Raw genomic sequence first — 21,298 nt, 5'->3', positions numbered from 1 at the left:
AAGATTTGACCGAGATTGCGGCGAAGAAGGGCTACAAGTCGATAATTCCCGACTCGCAGCCTGCTCATGAGAAACGCACGCGCAGTTTCTTGCTCATGGCTCGGGTGCAACAAGCCAATATCCACCCTTCTGCCTCATCATCCTTATCGAGAACGGAATTTTCGAGGCGCTCAACCTCGCCCTCGATCAGGCGACACATGCACGAAGCACATTCCCCGACCCTGCAGGAATGCGGCGCCGGAAGTCCGGACGCCAGCATGGCTGACAATAGTGATTGCCCTTCCTTTACAGCCACGTGGCGGAGTCCTCCCTTGAATTCGACCGCCATCAGAGCCTCTTGATCGGCATCGGCGGAGGGCTCCGCATGCTCGGCGAGATTGCCGAAATCTTCCCGGTACATACGATCCGGATCGAAGCCGGCCTGTTGTAGCGTGGCCTGGATAGCCTGCATGAACATTTCAGGCCCGCACAGATAGACGTCGGCGTCCCCAAATTTGTCCGCAGCGGAGCGCAAGACCTCGACGGTCGGAAGGCCTTCCTCCTGATCGATCCAAAATTTGATCTGGAATCGATCTTTGAAGTCCTTTTCCAGGACCTTCAACTCCTCGACCAGCATGATCGTGCCGCGGTCGCGGTTGGCGTAGAACAATGACACTTTCGGCACGCCCTCGACTAACGCCTGACGCGCCAGGGCGTAGATCGGGGCAATTCCGCTGCCGCCAGCAAACAGCAGAAGCGGCCGGTTCAGACGAGCCAGGGTAAATCGGCCAGCCGGGGGCAGCACACGTATCTCCCCTCCCGTCTTGGCGTTGTCGCAGATCCAGTTCGATACCACTCCACCCGATACCCGCCGCACCAGCACACTGATCGGCTCGTCGGCTCTTGGCTCGCTGGTGATGGAATAACAACGCCAATGCTCATTTCCATCGACGGTGGCGGCAAGCGTCAGATATTGACCGGGGACAAACTGGAAGTTTTGCGTTTCGCTCCCGCCCGCGTTCAAGCTCAACAGAACGGCGTCTCGGCCGCTGGGGGAGACGTTCACGATCTTTAAGGTCCGTGGCTTTTTCATCTTCAGCAGTCTCAGAGGAAGAACGAGTTATTGCCCTGCGGCCGGTCACAATCGATCAGATTGACCTGCTTGAGAACGATCCGCAGCCGATCGCCGTCGCGCCGAAGCACGAAGCCGTTCCAGCCAGACACCACGCGGCTGAAGCCATTGCGGAATTCGGCCAATGTGAAATTGTACCGCGCCCGCCATTCCCCCTTGCGCTCTGGCGAGGACCACACCTCCAACCCACTCAATTGACGTGAGGTCCGCGAGGCGGGGTACTGCGAATAGGCGTATCCCGTTTCCAATCGCGCCGCACGATCAAGAAGCCGCCGACGATCATGAAACTCGAGCGTCACGACCTTTCGTGGATCAGGAGCAGGACTAGCCGAAGGAATCCAGTAAGCGCACTCGTCTGCATAAATATCAAGCCACGGCTGGAAGGCCTTCTGGTCGAGAAGACGCGCCTCAACCGCCAGAAGTGCCGAGACCCGATGCCATGCAGCGGTGTTCAGTTCCGCGTTTGGACGAACGACGGAGGCATTCAGGTCGTTAGATACATCCATCAACCATGCATAATATGAGTCGACGACATAGAGGGATGGAGGATTGAACTTATATACCTTTCCCTCGGACTGGGCCGCATTCATTTTGCTTGATTCCCCTTGACGACGCGGAGGGTAGGTTCTGCCTTCATCAAGCGCTTCCATTGGGCGTAGTAGTTGCGCATGTGAATCTCGGACGTGACCGGTCCCCTCATCGTTCCGTTCTCTCCGGGCACATCTTTTCCTGTTTCGAAATGCCTGCTGATATCCACCCACTCGTCTTCTGGACTGTTCAGAAGGCCACGATGGCATTCCTCGAAATTGTCCGCGTCATCCATTTCGCCCAGGATAGGAAAATCCTCCTGCGTACGCAGACGTATCGTGTTCAGGTCGTCATCGGAATCGCGACGTCTCGTGGCATGGAAATATACGAACGTCTTGTCGACGCGGACCGGCTGAACCACCTGGATCTGATTGCCGATGAACAGCAGATTGGGGAAGATATTCAGATTCATCCCCGCCCCGACCGCGCGCTCAAGAGTGGCCTTTGCATTGTCGGGGCCGACCGACTTGAGAACATTTTCCTCGAAGGGTTCCCGGCCCGGCTGTGGACGCTGCTGATCCCAGCCACTGACCGCAAACATATCCGGGCGCTGGTCGATAATGGTGTGACCATTGTCGAGGGCATAGAGTGTCATCGCCGATTTGTCGGCTTCCGCGAAATACGACATGTCGCCACCGCCGTAACGCTCTTGGGTCATGACCAGTAGCGACTGATGCGAGAACGGGACGTGATAGCCGTCACCGGCATTGTCGTAGATCATCTTCCAATTGGCATTGACTTGGAAGCGCTGTGCGCCCGACACAACGACATTGTCCGCACCGCCTTGATGAGCAAACCAATCGTCGATGTAAGGGATTGCGTTGCCGAGATGGTCTTTCAGCGGCTGCGGGTCCGGATTCAGGGTAGCAAACACCAAACCGTTATAAATCTCCACCCGTGCCGGCCGCGCGAGATCCATATCGCGTGATTTGAACATGGGACCGTAAGCATTCTTCCCGGGAATGCCAAACAACCGCCCCTTCGAATCGTAACGCCAACCGTGATAGGGGCAGGTAAAGATCGAAGCACTGCCCTGAAACTCGCGGCAGATGACGGCGCCGCGGTGTGAGCAACGGTTGGACAAGATGTTAATCTTGCCATCTTCATCGCGGACGGCGAAGACTTCGCGCGTCCCGATCCAGGCTTGGCGATAGTCGCCCGATTGGGGAAGTTCACTCTCGTGAAGCACATAGACCCAATTCCCAGCGAAGATGTTATCCATCTCGCGAGAAAAAATATCAGGATCAATGTAGATCGACCGATGGACGCGTTCTTCCTGGATAATCCAGTCCCAACTCGCCTTGGACGTTTTTAGCTTCGTAACCGAGTTCATGACTACCTCATCAGTTCATTGACTGAACCATGGCGGGACGGCCAACAATCCTTTCAGCCTACGGGCACAGCCAGCTTAATGTGGCGCGCCCTCACCGATCAGAAGCCGTCGCCCGAGGGCGAGCACCGGCTCCCGGCTTAGCGGCTGTTCCGCCTCGTGTTCGATGACCCGCCATGTATCGTCATCGAACTGCGAGCGGTGGTGATGCATGAAACATCCACGCAAAAGTGCATTATCGGCTTCGGGATGCCCCTGCACTCCGAGAAAGCGTCCCTGCGTCAGGAAAACCTCGTGAGAAATGGTGTCCGAGGAAGCCATTTGAATGCTATCCGGCGGCAAATCGACCACGCATTCGCCATGGCTTTGGACGAGAATGGCCGGCTTGGAAGCTTCCGGCCAACGCCGGGCGGCAGCCGTCCATTTCAACCGATCGACGCCGAGTTTGAAGACGCCGCTGGGATTGCGCCCTACTTTCCCGCCCAACGCGGCGGCAAGACTTTGAGCGCCGAAGCAAATCCCCACCATCGGCGATGAGGACTTGTCTCGCACGCCGCGGATAAGTGCCAGGAGACTCCTTACGAACGGCGTCTCGGCGTCGTCGATAACGGACTTGGCGCTGCCGGAAATGACGTAACCATCGTAGCGGCCAACAGCGGCGAGGAAATCGTCATCATTCGGCGTTAGAATGTCCCAATGGTCCTCTGGACCGAAAGCCTGCATGATCCCGCACTTCATTCGCTCAAACTCAGCCGTTGGCGGCTCATCCCCCAAACACCAGATCAGCACGAACTTTCTCATCATTGGTCCTTACAGCAGTTCGAAATATTCGCGGTGTTCCCAGGCAGTGACACCCTTTCCGGTATCGAACGCACCCTCAGCGGCGATAAAGCGACTCCATTCGGATCGGCGCAATGTCAGCCAATACTTCATGAATATCTCGCCGAAAGCCTCGCGGAACAGGCTGGAGTCCTGCAGCGCGTCCAACGCGGCGGACAGGCTGGACGGAAGCATCGGCAGATCCGCCAGATAGGGGTCTTCCTGTAGCGGTCCCGGGTCCAGGCGCCGTTTGATACCATCCAAGCCACTATAGATCTGGGACGCCAGATAGAGATACGGATTGGCCGCAGGTTCGCCTACCCGATTTTCGATACGACTTGCCGAGTCACCCGGATTTGAGATCACCCGCAGCATCGCCGCTCTGTTGTCGATCGCCCAGCTCAAACGGTCGGGCGCAAGCGAGTTGGCTCGACGGCGGCGATAGCCGTTGATAGTCGGCGTGGTAAAGCTGGATGCCGCGGCGGCGTTGGCCAGCAGACCGCCGGCCCAGGCGCGGCCGATATCCGAAAGCGGCTTTCCGGCTTCAGGCACGAACAGGTTGCTCCCGCTGCGTACGTCCGAAAGCGACTGATGAAGATGCCACCCCGAAGGGAACGCTTCCGGCAGACCCGGCCAGCACATGAAACTCGCCAGATGGCCGCTGCGCCGAGCGATCTGTTTGACCGCACTGCGGAACAGAATCATCGTGTCTGCGAAGTCGACGCCCTGCGTGACGTCGAAGGTGATTTCGAATTGACCAGGCGCCCACTCGTCCTCAATGCTGCGCAACGGCAGACCCAGGGCGAGCAGATGGCGACGGATCTCCGCGAAAACATATTCGACTTCGTCGAGGTGATTTTCGGAGAGATAGGAATAGCCCTTGTTGATGAAGCTGACCTGCGGCGGCTCGGACGGCGTGCCGGGAGCTCCAAGCTTGCCGGGCTCCAACGACGGATCGATGATGCGCGTCAGATAAAACTCAACTTCCAATCCCGCATTGATCTTGTAACCAAGGGCGGAAAGGTCCGCGACCGCCTGCTTGAGCAACCGACGAGGGCTGAGCGGAAAAGGCGCGCCGCTACGCAAATACAAATCCGCGAGCAGCCAGCCCGTGCGATCGGCCCACGGCAGGACCTTGAACGTGGTCGGATCGGGCACCATGACGATGTTGCCGACGCCAGCCATTTCGGTACCGGAGAACATGTTCTTGCCGAACGGGTTCTCGAACAACGCATTGGCGGTATCAAAGAGGAACGGCCCGTTCGTGATCTCGGAGCCGCTGGAAAACGCTGCCTTCAGGGCATCGACCGTCAGGCTCTTGCCGCGCAACAATCCGTACTGGTCGGGCCAGGACAGACGGACCATCTGTATGTTTTCCTTTTCGAGACGCGCTAGGACCTCCTCCGCTGCCTTCTTTTGAGCGTCTGACCATAGGCCATGTTTCTCGACAAACCTCATCTGACAATCCCCCCCCTCACGAGCTTGATTTTGAAAAATATTTCCATCGATCTTCTCGCAAGAGCCATCCGGACGATCAACGACTTTTCTTGCGGAAGCCGTTCGCACAATTGCGACAGGCGTAAGACATGCGCTCCCCGTCCGCAGCAGTCGTCGCGGTCCGCGAGTGGGAGCAAATCGCGCGAAGTGCAACGCCCATGGACCTGCAACGGGACCAAACCGTGCGCACCGGAGTGTACGACACCTTGAATGCCGCACTGGCTCAGGTCGATCTTATTGCCGGCCCGACCACTACGTGTCTTCCGGTTGCCGATGCCGAACGCGGCAAGACCGTTGGGCCAAGCCAGGTGAACGGGGTGTCGATCAATCCGTTGATCGGATTTTGCCCAACCTATTTGACGAATTTCAGCGACAGCCCTTCCGCCTCGCTTCCGGCCGGTCTGGCTGACGGGCTACCAGTGGGGCTTATGCTGATCGGCCGGCATCAGGATGATCTCACCCTGCTGTCCGCCTGCTCTGCCTTAGAGTCGAGAACTCACTTTGGCGTTTCCGTTAGTATTCGACAACCAAAAATTGTCTCAATATACCGCACTATCTGGTCCATCAGAAACTTTGGGACGATGGCGTTGATCACATGAATGATACGAATTTTGCCGGCCTGCCCGTCGGGGGCCGACGCTTAACCGTTGTCTTCAATCAGCTTCAACACGCAGTCGCCGCCGCAGACTACGGAAGTTTTCGGCAAGCCGCCCACGCGTTGTCGATAAAGCAGTCGACACTCAGTCGTTCTGTCCAGCTACTTGAGCACTCGATTGGCGTCGTCATCTTCGAGCGGTCAAGCGGTGGCGTTCGTGCAACGCCGGCAGGTCGTCACTTCCTGCGCATGACACGCTCGATACTTGAACAGATCGAGGCGCTGATCGCATCAACAAGAGCGCACGGATCTGGCGAAGCAGGCCGTCTCGTCATCGGGTTCTGTACTTCGCTGACGGCAGGCAATCTGCGTGCGACATTGCTCGACTTCAAGAAGCTGTTTCCAAAGGTCGAACTCGTGACTGTGGAGAGATCGAGAACGCGGCTCGCAACCGCGCTCCGCAACGGCGTCGCCGACGTGAGCATCATAACCGGCGACCCGCAACCCCTCGACAGCAAAGCCACTCCACTCTGGAGTGAACGTATTCTCGTAGTTCTGCCCAGCGACCATCCGTTGGCTGTACGCGAAGTCATCTATTGGACGGATCTACGGGATCAGACTGTTCTGCTCAGTCATTATGACCCGGGACGCGAGCTTGAGGATCTTCTGAACGCAAAGCTCATCTCTCCCGAACACCGTCCCCGGATCGAGCGCCATGACGTGAGCCGCGGCGTCATTAAGAGCTTGATCGCTGTCGGGTTCGGAATCAGTCTTGTGCTGGAATCCGATATCGGGGCCAACTTTTCTGGCTTGGTCTATCGGGAGTTGCGCGACGGGACGGGGCCGAGCCGCATCGGGTTTTCAGCGGTCTGGCGGGCCGACAACAAGAACCCCGCTCTCCAAAACCTCCTCAAATTGCTTGCCGAGCGCTATCACCTCGGTCCGGTGGCCCCGTGAGACGCTCGTCGTGATCTTGCAAAGACGCGGTCCGTCGCCATGCAGCGCGCCAGCATGGGTGCGATCAGCTTCGCCGGATCATGCGCAGCCTGGCCGCTCTCGCGCGCGAGGATTTCGGCGTAGGTGACGAGATCACGGTGAACGCTTGCTGGCAGTTCATGTGTGACCTTGACCGGTCTGTCGTTCTCGATGGTGCCAAGTTTGAGCTTCGCCATTTCTCATCCTCGATAGGGCTCAAGTACAAGATCGCGGTTGACAATTACCCTGACGGGAAATCCCGGCCGAATGGTCAACGTGGGCTGAATGTTCAGATTGCGGCGTACCACCTGCTGACCGGTCTGAGTGAGGGAATCCCCTCCCCCACGGCGCAGCGCCCGGATGATGTCGCTGTCGTTTCCACTGGAACCCAATTCGGTCCCAACGCCAAGCAACGTCGAAAGAGCCGCGGCTTTGACCAGCTCAAGCCAGTGATTATCAACCTCGTCTTCAAGACCGGCATGGCCTGCGGTATCGGCGCCCGGTTGGCGTTCGAGCACGATGGAACGCCCGTTGGGCATGATGAGCCGCGTCCAGACCAGGAGCACGCGCGACTGCCCGAACGCAATCTGGCTATCGTAGCTGCCGATCAATCGCGCCCCCTGCGGGATAAGGTGAGTTCGTCCCGTCGGAGTATCGTACACATTTTCGGTTACCTGCGCGGTGATTTGGCCCGGCAGATCCGAGCGAATTCCAGTAATAAGAGCGGCAGGAATGATCGTGCCGGCTTGGACCACGAAGGGCGAGGCTGGCTTCATCAGACGGTCAGGATTAGTGGTGCGTCGATCGACCGATGCGTTGACGAACGCGAGTTTGCGATCCTGACCGTTTTGGGCAAATGCGTCGTCAGTTGAAGTGGCCGCCGTTGGCGACGCCCCGGCTGACTGCGCTTGGCCAGGCGATGGTCGGGTAACGGTGGCGGCAAACAATTTGCTAATACGAGCAGCTTCGCTTTCCTGGCTTGTGCGTTGCTGCTCGGCATCGACCGCAAGCGGGCCCGTTTGGTTCTGTGCTGCCACAATCGGACGGCCAAGATCGCCTGGCAAAGGCGGCCCTAGTCGCGGCACGTCCGGCGGAATTGAGCTGTAGTCCTTGGGCAAGCTGGCTAGCTTGTCCGCCACTTTGTGGTGATCGGTTGAGTAGAGTTCGTCCGAGGCAGGCGTTCGCTTCTCGCGTGTTTGCAGCGCCAGGAAAGCGGCAGCGGAGATAAAGGTCAGCAATAGTGCTGTGCCCCCAATCAGCGCCTTGCGTGAGAGTCGCGTGACGTGCGGGCGCTCCGGCCGCAACCGAAAAGAACTCGCCGTCTCTGCCTCGGGTACCGGCCTAACGCCCGCCCCGTTGGTGACCTCCTGTTCGGAATTGCTCATCAAGATCTCCCGTCGGTTCTGATGATGCGGACCTTTTGCTGGTCCTCGCCCCCCAACCGCAGTTCGGCGGCTGCGAACAACCGATCGACAATCAGGACGTTGCCGAACGCCCGGTAGTTGACGAGACCCGTATTGCCGTCGGAGCTGATGACAAACAGCGGGGGCATTTCGCCTTGCCCGATGCCGGGCGAGAATTCGATGTAGACCTTGCGGCCGTCGTCATAGACGCTGACGGGGCGCCAGGGAGGATTGTCGCCCTCAAAGGCGTATCGATAGCGCCGTTGGGCAGGCTCCGGAATAAAGGGCTTGGGCGGCAGCGCGCGACCGCGCGCGGCTCGGTCTTCTGGGTAGAACCAGGAGACCGATGGCATGTAGGATTTTTCGCGCGAGCGCAGCTCGATCAGGTAGGTCCGCCGATCCGTGTTGAGAACGAGATTGGTCTCGATGGCGGCCCGTGTCGGCTTGACCATGATATGGACCCGCCGGGTGTCTCCACTGCCGCTCTCGGTATCTCCGACCACCCAGCGCACCGTATCGCCCGCGGATACGGGTCCGGATCCGATCAATTGCTCACCTGGCTCCAGGGCAATGTCCGTGATCTGTCCGGGCGCCGCATAGATTTGATAGAGCGCGCCTGGGCTATATGGAAACACCTGCACGGCGTTGAAATACCCTGCCTTCCGTGGCTGAACGCGAGCCGCGTCATTGGCGCTTTCGATCCGTTCAATTGGCGCCTCTGCCTCCTTCTCCTTGCCACCTCGCGCCGGCGTCCAGGCAGGCGGCACGTGAAGAGAGCGCGGCCGATCGTCCGCAAGCGCCGGCTGAGCGGGAAGCGGCGGGATTTCGTCGTCATAGCTGATCTGCGGAGGCTTGAATGTGGTGCACCCGGCAAGGGCATAGGCGCATATCAGCAGAGCCGGAAACCCTTTCGCAATTTTGAGTCGCTGCAAACGGTGATTTCTCAGCGTCAATGTCAAAACTCCTTCGACCAGTTGATCGCGTTGATGTAGATGCCAAGGGGATTTTTGCGCAGCCGATCGATGTCGCGCGGTGGTTCCACCACGATCGAGAGAATCGCGCTCCACCGCTCGGTGGCGCCGAGCTGACCATTCTCGTAACGCCGTTCGATCCAGGCGATGCGAAAGGTGTCGGGCGAGGCCCTGATCACACTGGATACCTCGACAGCGACCTGGATCTTCCCAACTTTTGTAAACGGGTCGTTATTGCGGGCGTAATCGTTCAGCGCGACTGCGCCGCGATCAGTTGTGAAGTCATACGCGCGGAGCCAATCCTCTCGCAGCACGATCGCGTCCATGGGCAGGCCGCGGACATGTTCGATGAAGCGGGCGAGGTGGAAAGCGATTTGAGGGTCGGTTGTCTTGTGGGTCGAATTTGCCGGCGCGACCGCTCTCGTCTCACCAAGACGATCAACTTCGACGACCCACGGGGTGATGGATCCCTGTGCCGACTGCCAGACGAGAGCAGCGGCAAAGCCCGTTGAGAGAAGCAAGCAACCAAAGGCCATCAAACGCCAATTCCTGGCCTGAACACGCGCCGAGCCGATCCGGTCATCCCAAACCTGAGCGGCTCTTTGGTAAGGCGTAACCGGCTGAGGTGTGCGGCCATAGTGAACGGCCGATCGTTTGAACATGCTTTACCTCGACATAGAAGAGAACGGACGTGGTTGGGTTTTGGTACGTTTGAACAGCTCTGAGAGGTGGAGCGATGGTGCTGATCTCAGCGCTCAGGATTCTTGAGATCAACGGAGGCCCCGCCTCCGCCGTGATCCCCAGACCGCAACGCCTGCGCGGTTGCCGAGACACCATGACTGACCGTCTGTGCACGTTTCATGCGACGAACCCAGGCGGGTGCCCTTGCGGAAGAAGCATCCGCGCCGCCAGCGTCATCGCCAGCGGCACTTGATCTGCCAAAGCGGGCGGCCAGCGATCGCAGGGGACTCGCTGCAGTGGCGCCCATCTCGCCGGCCTGCGCTCCCGTCCGAAACGTGGATGCCGCGCCGCCTACGAGCGCGCTGCCTCCCCTCGCCACTCCTCCAACCATGCTGCCGGCAAGAGCAGCGCCGCCTGCTGCGAGTGCTGCCCCGGCAGCAACCACGCCACCTGCGGCCATCGTGGTTCCAACTGCTGCACCGGCGCCAAGTTGCGGCCCGCCAGAGACAATACCGTTGGCAATCCCCGGCCCGAAAATACCGAGGCCCAGCAACGAGAGCGCCGCGAGCACCAGCGCCATCGCGCTTTCGATCGTCGGCTGGTTGCCGCCAAACCCCGCGGTGAACTGGGAGAACAAAGTCGACCCGACGCCAACAATGACCGCCAGCACAAGGATCTTGACGCCGGACGAGATCACATTTCCCAAGACCCGCTCGGCGGCGAAGGCCGTCTTTCCAAACAAGCCAAAGGGAATCAGAACGAAGCCAGCCAGGGTGGTCAGCTTGAACTCAATCAGGGTGATAAAGAGCTGGATGGCGAGGATGAAGAACGTCAGCAACACAACGATCCAGGCAAACAGCAGCACCACGATCTGTACGAAGTTCTCGAAGAAGCTGACGTAACCCATCAGGCCGGAGATCGATTCAAGAATCGGCCGTCCGGCATCTAAGCCGACCTGGGCGATGCGCCCGGGCCTCAGAAAATCAGCCGATGACAAGCCGGTGCCTGAAGCCTTCAATCCCAGGCCGGCAAAACTCTCGAAGACGATGCGCGCGAGGCTATTCCAATTACCGATAAGGAACGCAAAGACGCCGACAAACAGGATCTTCTTGATGAGGCGGGCAATGATTTCGTCATCAGAACCCCAGGCCCAGAACAGGCCAGCGAGCGTGATGTCGATCACCACAAGCGTGGACGCGAGATACCCGACCTCACCGCCAACCAGACCGAACCCGGAGTCGATGTAACGGGTGAACGTTTCCAGGAACTGGTCGATGATGCCCGTACCGCCCATTTATCGCTCCGTCGCTTGAGGCGCCGGAAACAAACCGGATGGCAACCGGCTCTGATCCTTGACGGTCGCAGACGGCGTCGCGTCTGGATCTGGTCGGGCGGGATTTCTGTTCTGGCCAAGGAATTGGCGACGCTGTTCCGCCCAGACCTTGCGGCATTCGGTAAGTTTGTCTCTTTGCTCGTAGCCAATTGAGCGACATCGTTCGAGCTCGGCCGCTACGGGATTAGGCTCTCCGGCGACCGAAGTGGCAGGCTGAGGCTGGTTGTCGTCGTTGCGCAGGTGGATTGTGCAGGTAGCAGCGAGCACGACGGCCACGACTGTTGCGCTGAGAGACAGCGTCTTAAACGCGTTGAAATCGCTCATTGATGAAACATCTGCACTGTTGTGGGCTGGTAACCTCGGCTCTGCGTCAGGAAACGCCGTAGTTGCTCCCTGCCTTGATCCTGAGCGGCGGTTCGCTGGGCCGATTCCAGGCTATGAGCGCGCCCTTGGGCGGCAACTGTGGCCGTGAGGTCGGCAAGCTGTTGCGCCTGCAGCGCGAGAAGCTGATTGCCGGCCTGGCTCGCCTGCAGCGCTCCAGTTGCCCCCTGGCTCGCACCAACAAGCGCCGACATTTCGGTGCGGTGGTTGTCGAGATTGCCTACCACCGTGGCCTGAACCCGCATGACATCTTGAAAGCTCGCAACCGAGTTTTGCCAACGAACTTGCGCGTTGGCGATCAGCGCCTGGTCTGCGACGTTTGAAGATGCCGGCGCGTACGTGGTAGAGAACGCGCGATCGATTTGCTGGATGTCGAAAGAGATGCGCTGGGCCTGGGCGAGCAATTGCTGCGTGCGCTGGATCGACTGCTCCAACTGCTGCAGCGACGAGTACGGCAAGCTCACGAGATTTTTGGCCTGATTGACCAACATCTGCGCCTGGTTCTGAAGCGATACGATCTGGTTGTTGATCTGCTGCAAGGTTCGAGCGGCGGTCAGCACGTTTTGCGCGTAGTTGTTGGGATCAAACACGACCAACTGTGCGGAAGCCGGATTGACGCCGGCAAGCGCGGCAAGCGCGATCACGCTGGCGGCAGCAACGCGTTGGAAGCGGTTCATTTGGATGCCTCCAATTCAGCGAGATGCGGAATGAGATCCGTCGCCCAGGCCACTTCGCGAGCTCTAAGCCAGCCGGTTACAAAATCGTCGTGGCCGCGCTCGGCCAGGATCTGCTCGATCAGCGTCTGATCGGCCTTGGAGGAAGCAGCGGTAAAGGCAAGCGCGACTTCGCCAAGCCCGAGTTCGAACAGGCGATTGCCGCGGCGGGACTGGCAGTAGTAGTCTCGCTTGGGAATTGCCCGCGCCAGGATCTCGATCTGCCGGTCATTGAGCCCAAAGCGGCGGTAGATCGTCATGATCTGCGGCTCGATGGCGCGATCGTTGGGCAGCAGGATCCGGGTCGGGCAGCTTTCGATGATGGCCGGCGCGATCTCTGAGCCATCGATATCGGCCAGTGATTGGGTCGCAAAAACAACCGACGCATTCTTCTTGCGAAGCGTCTTCAGCCATTCACGGAGCTTGCCGGCAAAGTCCGCATCATCCAGCGCGAGCCAACCCTCGTCGATAATAAGCAGCGTTGGACGCCCGTCGAAGCGGTTTTCGATTCGGTGGAACAGATAGGACAGGACAGCCGGCGCAACTGCGGTTCCGATCAGCCCGTCAGTCTCAAAGATCTGGACCGATGAGGACCCGAGGGCCTCATGCTCGGCATCGAGCAACCGGTCATAAGGACCACCGAGACAATAGGGCTGGAGCGCTCGCTTCAAAACATTCGATTGGAGAAGGACCGAGAGGCCGGTGAGAGTCCGCTCCGCGCGAGGGGCCGATGCCAGCGAGGTCAGCGCCGTCCAGACATGGTCCTTGGTCTCCGGGGTGACATCGATTTTTTCGCGGGACAGAATCGAGGCGACCCATTCCGCAGCCCAGCCGCGCTCGGCGACATCATCGATGTCAGCCAGCGGCTGCAGGGACACGAACTCCTCTGTTTCGCCCGCGACCGCGCCACCGAGGTCATGCCAGTCTCCGCCCATGGCGAGCGCTGCCGCCCGCATCGACCGGCCGAAATCGAAGGCGAAGACCTGTGCGTCCGGATAGCGGCGGAACTGCAGGGCCATCAACGCCAGGAGCACCGACTTGCCGGCGCCGGTCGGGCCAACAACCAGGGTATGCCCGACATCGCCAACATGGAGCGAGAACCGAAACGGCGTCGACCCTTCCGTCCTGGCGAAGAACAGCGGCGGCGCCTTAAGGTGATGGTCCCTCACCTCCCCCGCCCACACCGCCGACAAGGGGATCATATGGGCGAGATTGAGAGTCGAGATCGGGGGCTGGCGGACATTGGCGTAAACGTGCCCCGGCAGACTGCCGAGCCAGGCTTCGACCGCATTCACGGTCTCGATCATGCAGGTGAAATCGCGTCCCTGGATGACCTTATCCACGAGGCGGAGCTTTTCGTCGGCGGCTCGGGGATCACCGTCCCAGACGGTAACTGCCGCGGTAACAAAGGCTTCTCCGATTTGATCGGTGCCAAGTTCCTGCAGCGCCGCATCGGCATCGATCGCCTTGTTATTCGCGTCGGTGTCGAGGAGAGCCGATGCCTCGTTTGTCATCACCTCCTTCAGGATCGCAGTGATTGACTTGCGCTTGGCAAACCATTGGCGCCGGATCCTTGTCGCGAGCTTCACGGCGTCGATCCGGTCGAGCATCAACGCCCGGGTCGACCAGCGATAGGGAAATGCCAGACGGTTCAGGTCATCCAGAATCCCGGGTACCGTCGCGGTCGGAAATCCAACGACTGTCAACACCCGCAGATGGGCCGTTCCTAACATCGGCTCAAGACCGCCGGTCAGCGGCTGATCGGCAAGCAGCGCGTCGAGATACATGGGTACTTCCGGGACGCGCACCCGGTGGCGCCTCGTCGAGATCGTTGAGTGCAGATACGTCAGCGTCTCCTGATCATCGAGCCAGCCACATTCCGGCATAAAACCCTCCATGAGCTGCAGGACACGGTCGGACCGATCGACAAAGCCGGCCAGCGCTTCTTGCGCGTCCGCACCGACGGCCCGGTTGCTACCCTCGTAAAGGAGCCGCTCGGCCAAAGCCGCCCTTTCGGCAGGCGGCAGATAAACCAAAGTAAGGTAGTAGCTGGACTCGTAATGGGCGCAGGCCTCCTCGAACTGCGCCCTTCGCTCGGCGTCGACCAAGGCCGATGCCGCATCGGGGAACGTGTTCGGAGGATAGGCCCCCGCGGCGTGGCGTTGTGCCTCGACAAACAAGGCCCAGCCAGATCCAAGGCGACGCAAGGCATTGTTCAGGCGCCCGACGACAGCAACGAGTTCGGCCGGAACGGCGCTATCGAGGTCCGGCCCTCGAAATTTTGCCGTTCGCTGAAACGAGCCATCCTTGTTCAGGACAATGCCCTCGTCGACAAGGGCGGCCCACGGCAGGAAGTCCGCCAGGCGCGCATTCGAGGAACGATACTCGGCAAGATTCATCATGGGAGAACTCACAGGGATAGGTGACTGGGTATACGAACGTGCCGGCGCGTAACTTCCACGAACTCCGGATCGCGTTTCGCAGCCCATACGGCCATCATGTGCCCGATGAACCAGAGTAGAAGACCGGCGAGCCAAAGCCGCAGACCTAGACCAAGTGCGGCTGCCAAGGTGCCGTTTAAGATGGCAACGGCCCGCGGTGCGCCACCCATCAGGATCGGCTCGGTCAAGGCGCGATGCACGGGCGCAACAAACCCTGGGACTTGCTCGTCCATCAGATCACAACGCCGCCGCCGAACGAGAAGAAGGACAGGAAGAAGCTCGATGCGGCGAACGCAATCGACAGACCAAAAACGATCTGGACTAGCCGGCGAAAGCCGCCCGACGCGTCGCCGAAAGCCAGCGACAGTCCGGTCACGATGATGATGATGACAGCGACAATCTTGGCGACGGGGCCCTCGACCGACTGCAGTATCTGATTGAGCGGTTGCTCCCACGGCATATTCGAGCCTGCAGACCACGCCGGGGCGGAGGTCAGGCAGAAGACGGCAATTGTTGCGGTCGAAACGGCCCTTCGGCCGGCAGGTGATGGGCAGCTCATCACTTGTCTCCTATTGCTGAGAGGCTGTAGTCGCCCGATGCCCCGAGCCCGGCGACGTGAGCAAGTTCGGAAAGACGGCGATCGGCACCACGGCCAGTAAGAACGGCTATGACGTTCACGGTCTCGGCGATCAGGGCGCGCGGCACCGTAACGACAGCCTCCTGGATGAGCTGCTCAAGCCGGCGCAAGGCTCCGAGCGCGCTGCCTGCGTGGATGGTACCGATCCCCCCGGGATGGCCCGTGCCCCACGCCTTGAGCAGGTCGAGAGCTTCAGCGCCGCGCACTTCACCGATCGGAATGCGATCGGGACGCAAGCGAAGGGATGAGCGAACGAGATCGGAAAGTGAAACAACGCCATCCCTGGTGCGGAGAGACACAAGGTTTGGCGCTTTGCATTGGAGCTCTCTTGTGTCTTCGATCAGGACGACGCGGTCGGAGGTTTTCGCGATCTCGGCGAGCAGCGCGTTCGTAAGCGTCGTTTTGCCGGTTGACGTTCCGCCGGCCACCAGAATGTTCTTGCGCGATCTAACGGCGCGCCGCAGGACCTCAGCATGTATTGACGTCATGATCCCCGTTGCGATGTAGTCATCGAGGGTGAAGACGGCGACGGCCGGCTTGCGGATCGCGAACGCCGGGGCCGTAACGACGGGCGGTAACAGACCTTCGAAACGCTCGCCAGTCTCGGGCAATTCGGCCGATACGCGCGGCGCGCCGGAACGTACTTCCGCACCCACGTGATGGGCGACTAGTCGGATAATGCGTTCGCTGTCTTGCGCCGATAAGACCTCCCCAGTGTCAGCCAAACCACTCGATAGCCGATCGATCCACAACCGGCCGTCGGGGTTGAGCATCACCTCCACAATCGAAGGGTCTTCCAGAAAGCCTGCGATCGCGGGGCCAAGTGCGGTGCGCAGCATGCGCGCACCGCGAGATGTTGCCTCCGATTGAATGGAATGGACTGCCACCACCGCCTCCAACATCTGAAGTCGCCCCGAGCGACCTCGGTGGGGTCAACTAGAAAAGGCAGTGGATGTCTTTACGCAACAAGCGGGATGTTGGGTTCGCGCCCTGTCGTAGAAAAAGAAAGAATGGGAAATGCCCGGATTCCCAACGGAGCATCGATCGCTACAAAGACGGCGGGGCACACGCTGGCTGGTCACCATTCCGCCGCCCCGCGCGCATCGAGGATAAGTCCCTCGACCGGCACGGTGACGAATTCAGCCCGGCTTTCTCGCTCTACAGACGGCCGCGTAATCGACGTGTAAAGGTGCCTGCTCAACGTCCGAAGCCAAGGCAGAGCAAACCAGAGCAATGCGGCTGCCTGAAAGACCACACTGAGACCAAACGCAACCTGATAGGCAGTTACCGGATAGTGACCGTCCTGGTATGACCACTGTCCGACAACAAGCCCGATGCCGTACTGAACCGCGAACGCCGAACTAAAATGTGCAAGGTTCAACGCACCATTTGCTCGCGCGGCAAATTCCTGCGGAAAGTATTCGGCGATCATCGCGAAGCTGAGGACTGTTGCCGCCCCCATAACTGACACGATACACCAGGGCAGAAGCGATGGCATCGGAAGGCGAAGAATAAGTGCAAGTTCAGCTACAATGAACACCCCTGCCATGCCCGCCAACAGCACTTCGGCTGTTATGCCTCGCCTGCGCAGACGATCCGCCATCACGCCCAGCAGCAACGCTCCAAGACTGATTCCAAGGGCCATGGTGAACAGCTGCGTCATGAGACTTTGCCGATCAAGCCCTTCCACGTCCGACAGCCAGGGCGCAGCCCACAGTGATTGTAGGGCCCACGACGAGCCGATGCAGGCTGCCGAAAGAGGCGCAACTCGTAGAAACCGCACGTCGGAATAAACGGACCGCAGAGTAAGCTGCCGCCGGGAAGTCACCGAAGTTGTCGAACGGGGGCCGCTTTCTGGCACGGCGAAGTAGGTAAAGCCAGCTATCCCGATAGTCGCAAAGGTCAGCACCTCAAAAAGGCCTCGCCAGCCGATCCAGTCCAACGCCCAATCGGTGGGCGCCGTTGCGGTAACGGCCCCGAGCGATCCCAGCATGATCATGCAGCCATTGACGAGCGCGATACGCTCCTTGGGAAACCAGATGACCACGGCTTTGAGACCCGCCATCAATGAAGCTGCAACCCCAAGGCCTATCATGGCGCGAGCAACAAGAAGCTCAGAGAATCCCGTTGCGGTACCAAATAGAGTCGCGCCTCCGGCCGCCATCACCAGCAATACGCTCTGGACTCGCCGCGGCCCATACCGATCGAGGAGAACGCCAATGGGAATCTGGACGCCTGCAAAGACGAGAAAGTAGACCGAGGCCAGCAGCCCGGCCTTCGCGGCATCAAGCCCAAATTCGGATGCCAACGCCGGAGAGATGGATGCGTTGATGCTTCGGAAGAGGAAGGAAAGATAGTAGCCGGCGGCAAATGGAAGGAAGACGGCTAGGATCAGGCGCCACCAACGCGGGTGATCGCCGACGGCTTGATACTCATCCGCATCCGGTTCCGAATCGGGCGTCGCCGAATTTTCGTATCCAGCTTGATCATGCCGGCCAGCAGAAAGCGTTCGGGAGGTGACGAAAGTTGGAATTGCTGCCGCCCTCCTGGGCGGCAGCGGACGGTACGTGCCTAATGCTTACTTCGCCTCGCGAACCGGCGCCGTTTTGAATGTCGGTCGGCCTGGAATCGACCGGTTCATCTTCGTCGATCGACGATTTCAAGCCGTCGAAGCGTGTTGCATTCAGGCGATCAATCGTCTCCTGGATTAGCGGACGGTCCTGCCGAACGCGCTGATCGACCTGTTCGGCCAAAACCTTGAAGCGCTCATCGCCCAGTTGGCAGGCTTCTCGCTGCTGCGGTTGCGGCAGAGGCGGCATCACCGCGAGGTGATATCGCGCATGGAGTGCGACCGTTTCGGCGATCGTCCGCAAATCTCGCTCTAGAGAATCGAATCGCGCGTGAAACTCGCTAAAACTGTGTTGAGTCGTACTTCCTGAAGGCCGCGGATCCAGAAGCTGTGCAAGCGCGGCCTCCACGACCATGCTCTTGCCGACGCCCGGCCGTTCAGTCGCAGCTTGGAGTTGCTCGTGAATCTTCTCGGTGATCCGGACAGTTACTTTGCGGGTTACCTGGGATTTCCGCTTGCGAGGTGACGATTTGGCCACCGAAGTCTGGCTGGCCTCCAGATCGATATCGCCGTGGAGCTGCATTTTCGCTCTTCTCCGTACTCGGAGCACACCGATCGAGTCCGCGACAACTACGGTGCGATCGGTTTGCAAAGGGGTGATTGACTCTGTCGGAGATGACAGAAGAGCAGCATTGTGGACGCAGCAACCGTCGACAGTTGCGATCGTACCCTGGCGTAACGAAAGAAGGGATTGGCGGGTTGGCTAGCTCGGGCCGGCGTCGTTTTTGCCGCGCACCGCGTTCTCGGCGTCATGAGATTCGATACTCACCTCCTTGAGCATGGTTGACCCACTGGATAGCCGCCGCCCGAGAGCTTCGACAAAGCGATCGTACCGCTCGGCGCCCTTGGCGCGGGCTGCGGGGCTTGACTGCTCCGGGAGCGCCGGCGTTGACGTCAGCCAAAAGCGGATGAACAATGCGATTGTCTCCAGCGTGACGGTGTCGTTGCGTTCGAGCCGTTCGAGGACGCGCACAATCCGGTCCAGCCGCTTGGCGATCGCGGCCTCTCTGCGGTCGGAGTCATCGGGCGAAAGGAACGAGGCGATCGCAGCCTCGGCGATCAGTGACTTGGGCTTGCCGTGATGCTCGGCGAAGGCCTCAAGGCTGGCGAACGTCTCTGGGTCGAGATAGATGCTGAGCTGCGCCTTCCTCATGTCGGGAGCCTAGAGATCCATCGGATCGTCTGGGTCGATGGTGACGGAACGTGCGATGCCCTGCATCGAACGGCTCAGAGCCCTCGCCTGCACGACATCGGCGTCGCCATCATCTGGAGCAGTATCGAATTCGTTTTCGGTAGGCAGTGTCCTGATGATGACATCCTCGTGTTGCGGCAGCTCCGGCTCACGGCGAATGCCACCGTTGGAGTCACGGGACCCGCGCTTCATCTTTGCAAGCAGTTCGAAAGAGGGTGGAATATGCGGACGACCTGACCAATCGTCTGCCTGCGCCACCAGGGTGACCGGACCGGCGCGGGATGGCGTCAAGACGCGGCACTTTAGCTGCTGATCCTCGTAGTATCGTACCTTACTGGCGCGTACCGGATGCACCCCCGAAACCATCACGATCGCCTCGTTAGGCGAGAGCTGCATGACTTCCCCGGGCGTGAGCAGTGGACGGGACGTTTCCTGCCGGCTGACCATGAGGTGCCCAAGCCAGGGGCTTAGGCGGTGTCCGGCATAGTTCTTCATTGCGCGCATTTCGGTTGCGGTTCCAAGTGCGTCCGAGACGCGCTTGGCGGTACGCTCGTCATTGGTCGAAAACGCGATCCGGATATGACAGTTGTCGAGGATAGCGTGGTTCGGTCCGTAGGCGCGCTCGAGCTGGTTGAGGCTCTGGGTGATCAGAAAGCTACGGATGCCATAACCTGCCATGAAGGCGAGCTGGCTCTCGAAGAAGTCGAGCCGGCCGAGCGCAGCAAACTCGTCGAGCATCAGGAGCAGCTTCTGGCGTCGGCGATCGGTATCCAGGCTTTCGGTCAATCGCCGTCCGATCTGATTGAGCACCAGCCGCATCAGCGGTTTTGTCCGGGCGATGTCGGATGGCGGTACGACAAGGTAGAGCGAGATGGGGCGGGGTCCATCGACGAGATCGCGGATGCGCCAGTCGCTCCGGCCCGTAACCTTGGCAACGACAGGATCACGGTACAGTCCTAAGAAGCTCATTGTGGTCGACAGCACACCTGAGCGTTCATTTTCGCTCTTGTTGAGGAGTTCGCGCGCTGCCGAAGCCACTACGGGATGAACGCGCTCTCCTAGATGGGGTGTCGCCAGCATCGCATTGAGCGTCGCTTCGATCGGGCGTGACGGGTCAGACAGAAAGTTGGCCACACCTGCAAGCGTCTTGTCGCCTTCGGCGTAGAGGACATGCAGAATGGCGCCAACGAGCAGGGAATGGCTGGTCTTCTCCCAATGATTGCGGCGCTCGAGCGCGCCTTCGGGATCGACGAGGATGTCAGCGATATTTTGAGCGTCCCTTACCTCATAGTCTCCCTTGCGGATCTCAAGGAGAGGATTATAGGCCGCGCTCCCCTGATTGGTCGGATCGAACAGGAGCACAGGCCCAAAGCATGCACGCCAGCCCGAGGTGAGCTTGAAATTCTCGCCCTTGATGTCGTGAACGATGGTGGAACTCGGCCAGGTCAGCAGGGTCGGAATGACGAGACCAACGCCCTTGCCCGAACGGGTCGGGGCAAAGCAAAGGACATGCTCGGGGCCGTCATGCCGGAGATACCGGCCATCAAAGCGGCCGAGCACGACGCCATCGGACCCCAGAAGGCCCGCCCGCCTGACCTCACGTGCGTCGGCCCAACGAGCCGAGCCGTATGTGGTCACCTGCTGAGCTTCTTTCGCCCGCCATACCGAAAGCGTGATGGCGATCCCGATGGCGGCGAACCCACCGCTTGCGGCGATGCAGGCGCCCTCGACAAATATCTTCGGCGCATAAGCGTCGAACTGAAACCACCAGATGAAGAAAGCAAGCGGCTGATAGATCGGCCAGCGCCCGACCATGAACCAGGCAGGCCCGAGCTGCGGTTGGTAGGCGAGACGCCAGGCCGTCCACTCGGTCGCCGCCCAAAGGAAGGCGAGTACCACGATCGAGACGAAGAAGAGCTGTCCCCAGAGAATCTTGGTCGCGGACATCTGCGCAGATGCGCCCTTGCCATAGGACGACGCAACATCCATGTACCCGGTGTCG

22 protein-coding genes are annotated in these 21,298 nt (G+C 59.8%); 2 read left to right on the top strand and 20 right to left on the bottom strand.

Annotation, left to right across the window (positions count from 1 at the left end; genetic code table 11):
* Positions 1-64: 64 nt before the first annotated feature.
* The 5 genes from AC3WLX_RS27380 to AC3WLX_RS27360 all read right to left on the bottom strand — a co-directional run bounded on the left by AC3WLX_RS27380 (position 65) and on the right by AC3WLX_RS27360 (position 5,213).
* Entirely contained in the window at positions 65-1,072 is a 1,008-nt protein-coding gene (locus AC3WLX_RS27380) for a 2Fe-2S iron-sulfur cluster-binding protein (RefSeq protein WP_492338296.1), read from the bottom strand.
* An 11-nt stretch (positions 1,073-1,083) separates the two neighbouring features.
* A complete protein-coding gene (locus AC3WLX_RS27375) occupies positions 1,084-1,701 on the bottom strand; it encodes an aromatic-ring-hydroxylating dioxygenase subunit beta (protein ID WP_492338295.1) in 618 nt (205 codons plus the stop codon).
* Complete coding sequence (locus AC3WLX_RS27370; protein ID WP_492338294.1) at positions 1,698-3,032, bottom strand: aromatic ring-hydroxylating oxygenase subunit alpha; 1,335 nt, start codon at positions 3,030-3,032, stop codon at positions 1,698-1,700. Before AC3WLX_RS27370 ends, AC3WLX_RS27375 begins: the two co-directional genes overlap by 4 nt.
* Before the next feature lie 75 nt (positions 3,033-3,107).
* Positions 3,108-3,830, bottom strand: a complete 723-nt coding sequence (locus AC3WLX_RS27365; protein WP_492338293.1) for a type 1 glutamine amidotransferase — start codon at positions 3,828-3,830, stop codon at positions 3,108-3,110.
* Between the two features lie 9 nt (positions 3,831-3,839).
* Complete coding sequence (locus tag AC3WLX_RS27360; RefSeq protein WP_492338292.1) at positions 3,840-5,213, bottom strand: glutamine synthetase family protein; 1,374 nt, start codon at positions 5,211-5,213, stop codon at positions 3,840-3,842.
* Positions 5,214-5,503: 290 nt separating this feature from the next.
* On the opposite strand from AC3WLX_RS27360, the gene AC3WLX_RS27355 reads away from it, so the two are divergent.
* Complete coding sequence (locus tag AC3WLX_RS27355; protein WP_492338291.1) at positions 5,504-5,944, top strand: amidase family protein; 441 nt, start codon at positions 5,504-5,506, stop codon at positions 5,942-5,944.
* Positions 5,941-6,897 (top strand): LysR family transcriptional regulator, encoded by a 957-nt coding sequence (locus tag AC3WLX_RS27350; RefSeq protein WP_492338290.1) that lies wholly within the window; start codon positions 5,941-5,943, stop codon positions 6,895-6,897. Before AC3WLX_RS27355 ends, AC3WLX_RS27350 begins: the two co-directional genes overlap by 4 nt.
* Here AC3WLX_RS27350 and AC3WLX_RS27345 read toward each other — a convergent pair.
* The 15 genes from AC3WLX_RS27345 to AC3WLX_RS27275 all read right to left on the bottom strand — a co-directional run bounded on the left by AC3WLX_RS27345 (position 6,873) and on the right by AC3WLX_RS27275 (position 21,243).
* A complete protein-coding gene (locus AC3WLX_RS27345) occupies positions 6,873-7,112 on the bottom strand; it encodes a DUF2274 domain-containing protein (RefSeq protein WP_492338289.1) in 240 nt (79 codons plus the stop codon). The genes AC3WLX_RS27350 and AC3WLX_RS27345 overlap by 25 nt on opposite strands.
* Before the next feature lie 3 nt (positions 7,113-7,115).
* Entirely contained in the window at positions 7,116-8,300 is a 1,185-nt protein-coding gene (locus AC3WLX_RS27340; protein WP_492338288.1) for a TraB/TrbI/VirB10 family type IV secretion system protein, read from the bottom strand.
* Positions 8,300-9,250 (bottom strand): P-type conjugative transfer protein TrbG, encoded by a 951-nt coding sequence (trbG, locus tag AC3WLX_RS27335; RefSeq protein WP_492338419.1) that lies wholly within the window; start codon positions 9,248-9,250, stop codon positions 8,300-8,302. The genes AC3WLX_RS27340 and trbG overlap by 1 nt, the downstream gene beginning before the upstream one ends.
* A gap of 23 nt (positions 9,251-9,273) precedes the next feature.
* A complete protein-coding gene (gene trbF / locus AC3WLX_RS27330; protein WP_492338287.1) occupies positions 9,274-9,951 on the bottom strand; it encodes a conjugal transfer protein TrbF in 678 nt (225 codons plus the stop codon).
* A gap of 86 nt (positions 9,952-10,037) precedes the next feature.
* Complete coding sequence (gene trbL / locus AC3WLX_RS27325; protein ID WP_492338286.1) at positions 10,038-11,264, bottom strand: P-type conjugative transfer protein TrbL; 1,227 nt, start codon at positions 11,262-11,264, stop codon at positions 10,038-10,040.
* Positions 11,265-11,627 (bottom strand): putative entry exclusion protein TrbK-alt, encoded by a 363-nt coding sequence (gene trbK-alt / locus AC3WLX_RS27320; RefSeq protein WP_492338285.1) that lies wholly within the window; start codon positions 11,625-11,627, stop codon positions 11,265-11,267.
* Positions 11,624-12,361: a P-type conjugative transfer protein TrbJ gene (gene trbJ / locus AC3WLX_RS27315; protein WP_492338284.1), complete on the bottom strand. Its 738-nt coding sequence runs from the start codon at positions 12,359-12,361 to the stop codon at positions 11,624-11,626. Before trbJ ends, trbK-alt begins: the two co-directional genes overlap by 4 nt.
* The gene (trbE, locus tag AC3WLX_RS27310) at positions 12,358-14,799 is read right to left on the bottom strand and encodes a conjugal transfer protein TrbE (protein ID WP_492338283.1); all 2,442 of its coding nucleotides are present in this window, start codon (positions 14,797-14,799) and stop codon (positions 12,358-12,360) included. Before trbE ends, trbJ begins: the two co-directional genes overlap by 4 nt.
* Positions 14,800-14,807: 8 nt before the next feature.
* A complete protein-coding gene (locus AC3WLX_RS27305) occupies positions 14,808-15,071 on the bottom strand; it encodes a VirB3 family type IV secretion system protein (protein ID WP_492338282.1) in 264 nt (87 codons plus the stop codon).
* The gene (locus AC3WLX_RS27300) at positions 15,071-15,397 is read right to left on the bottom strand and encodes a TrbC/VirB2 family type IV secretion system protein (protein ID WP_492338281.1); all 327 of its coding nucleotides are present in this window, start codon (positions 15,395-15,397) and stop codon (positions 15,071-15,073) included. Before AC3WLX_RS27300 ends, AC3WLX_RS27305 begins: the two co-directional genes overlap by 1 nt.
* Positions 15,397-16,377 carry a P-type conjugative transfer ATPase TrbB gene (gene trbB, locus AC3WLX_RS27295; RefSeq protein ID WP_492338280.1) on the bottom strand — a complete coding sequence of 327 codons (981 nt, stop codon included), beginning with the start codon at positions 16,375-16,377 and terminating at the stop codon, positions 15,397-15,399. Before trbB ends, AC3WLX_RS27300 begins: the two co-directional genes overlap by 1 nt.
* Positions 16,378-16,553: 176 nt before the next feature.
* On the bottom strand, positions 16,554-17,867 hold the full coding sequence (locus AC3WLX_RS27290) for an MFS transporter (protein WP_492338418.1): 1,314 nt from the start codon (positions 17,865-17,867) through the stop codon (positions 16,554-16,556).
* Between the two features lie 94 nt (positions 17,868-17,961).
* A complete protein-coding gene (locus AC3WLX_RS27285) occupies positions 17,962-18,627 on the bottom strand; it encodes a ribbon-helix-helix domain-containing protein (protein ID WP_492338279.1) in 666 nt (221 codons plus the stop codon).
* Between the two features lie 180 nt (positions 18,628-18,807).
* Positions 18,808-19,257, bottom strand: coding sequence for a CopG family transcriptional regulator (locus AC3WLX_RS27280; RefSeq protein ID WP_492338278.1), 450 nt, complete (start codon positions 19,255-19,257; stop codon positions 18,808-18,810).
* Positions 19,258-19,266: 9 nt separating this feature from the next.
* Complete coding sequence (locus AC3WLX_RS27275) at positions 19,267-21,243, bottom strand: conjugal transfer protein TraG (RefSeq protein ID WP_492338417.1); 1,977 nt, start codon at positions 21,241-21,243, stop codon at positions 19,267-19,269.
* Positions 21,244-21,298 lie beyond the last annotated feature (55 nt).

Source organism: Bradyrhizobium sp. FW305-F6 (assembly GCF_058782905.1).
The sequence above is the reverse complement of the archived record's forward strand: the minus strand, read 5'-3'. Positions and strand labels throughout refer to the sequence as shown.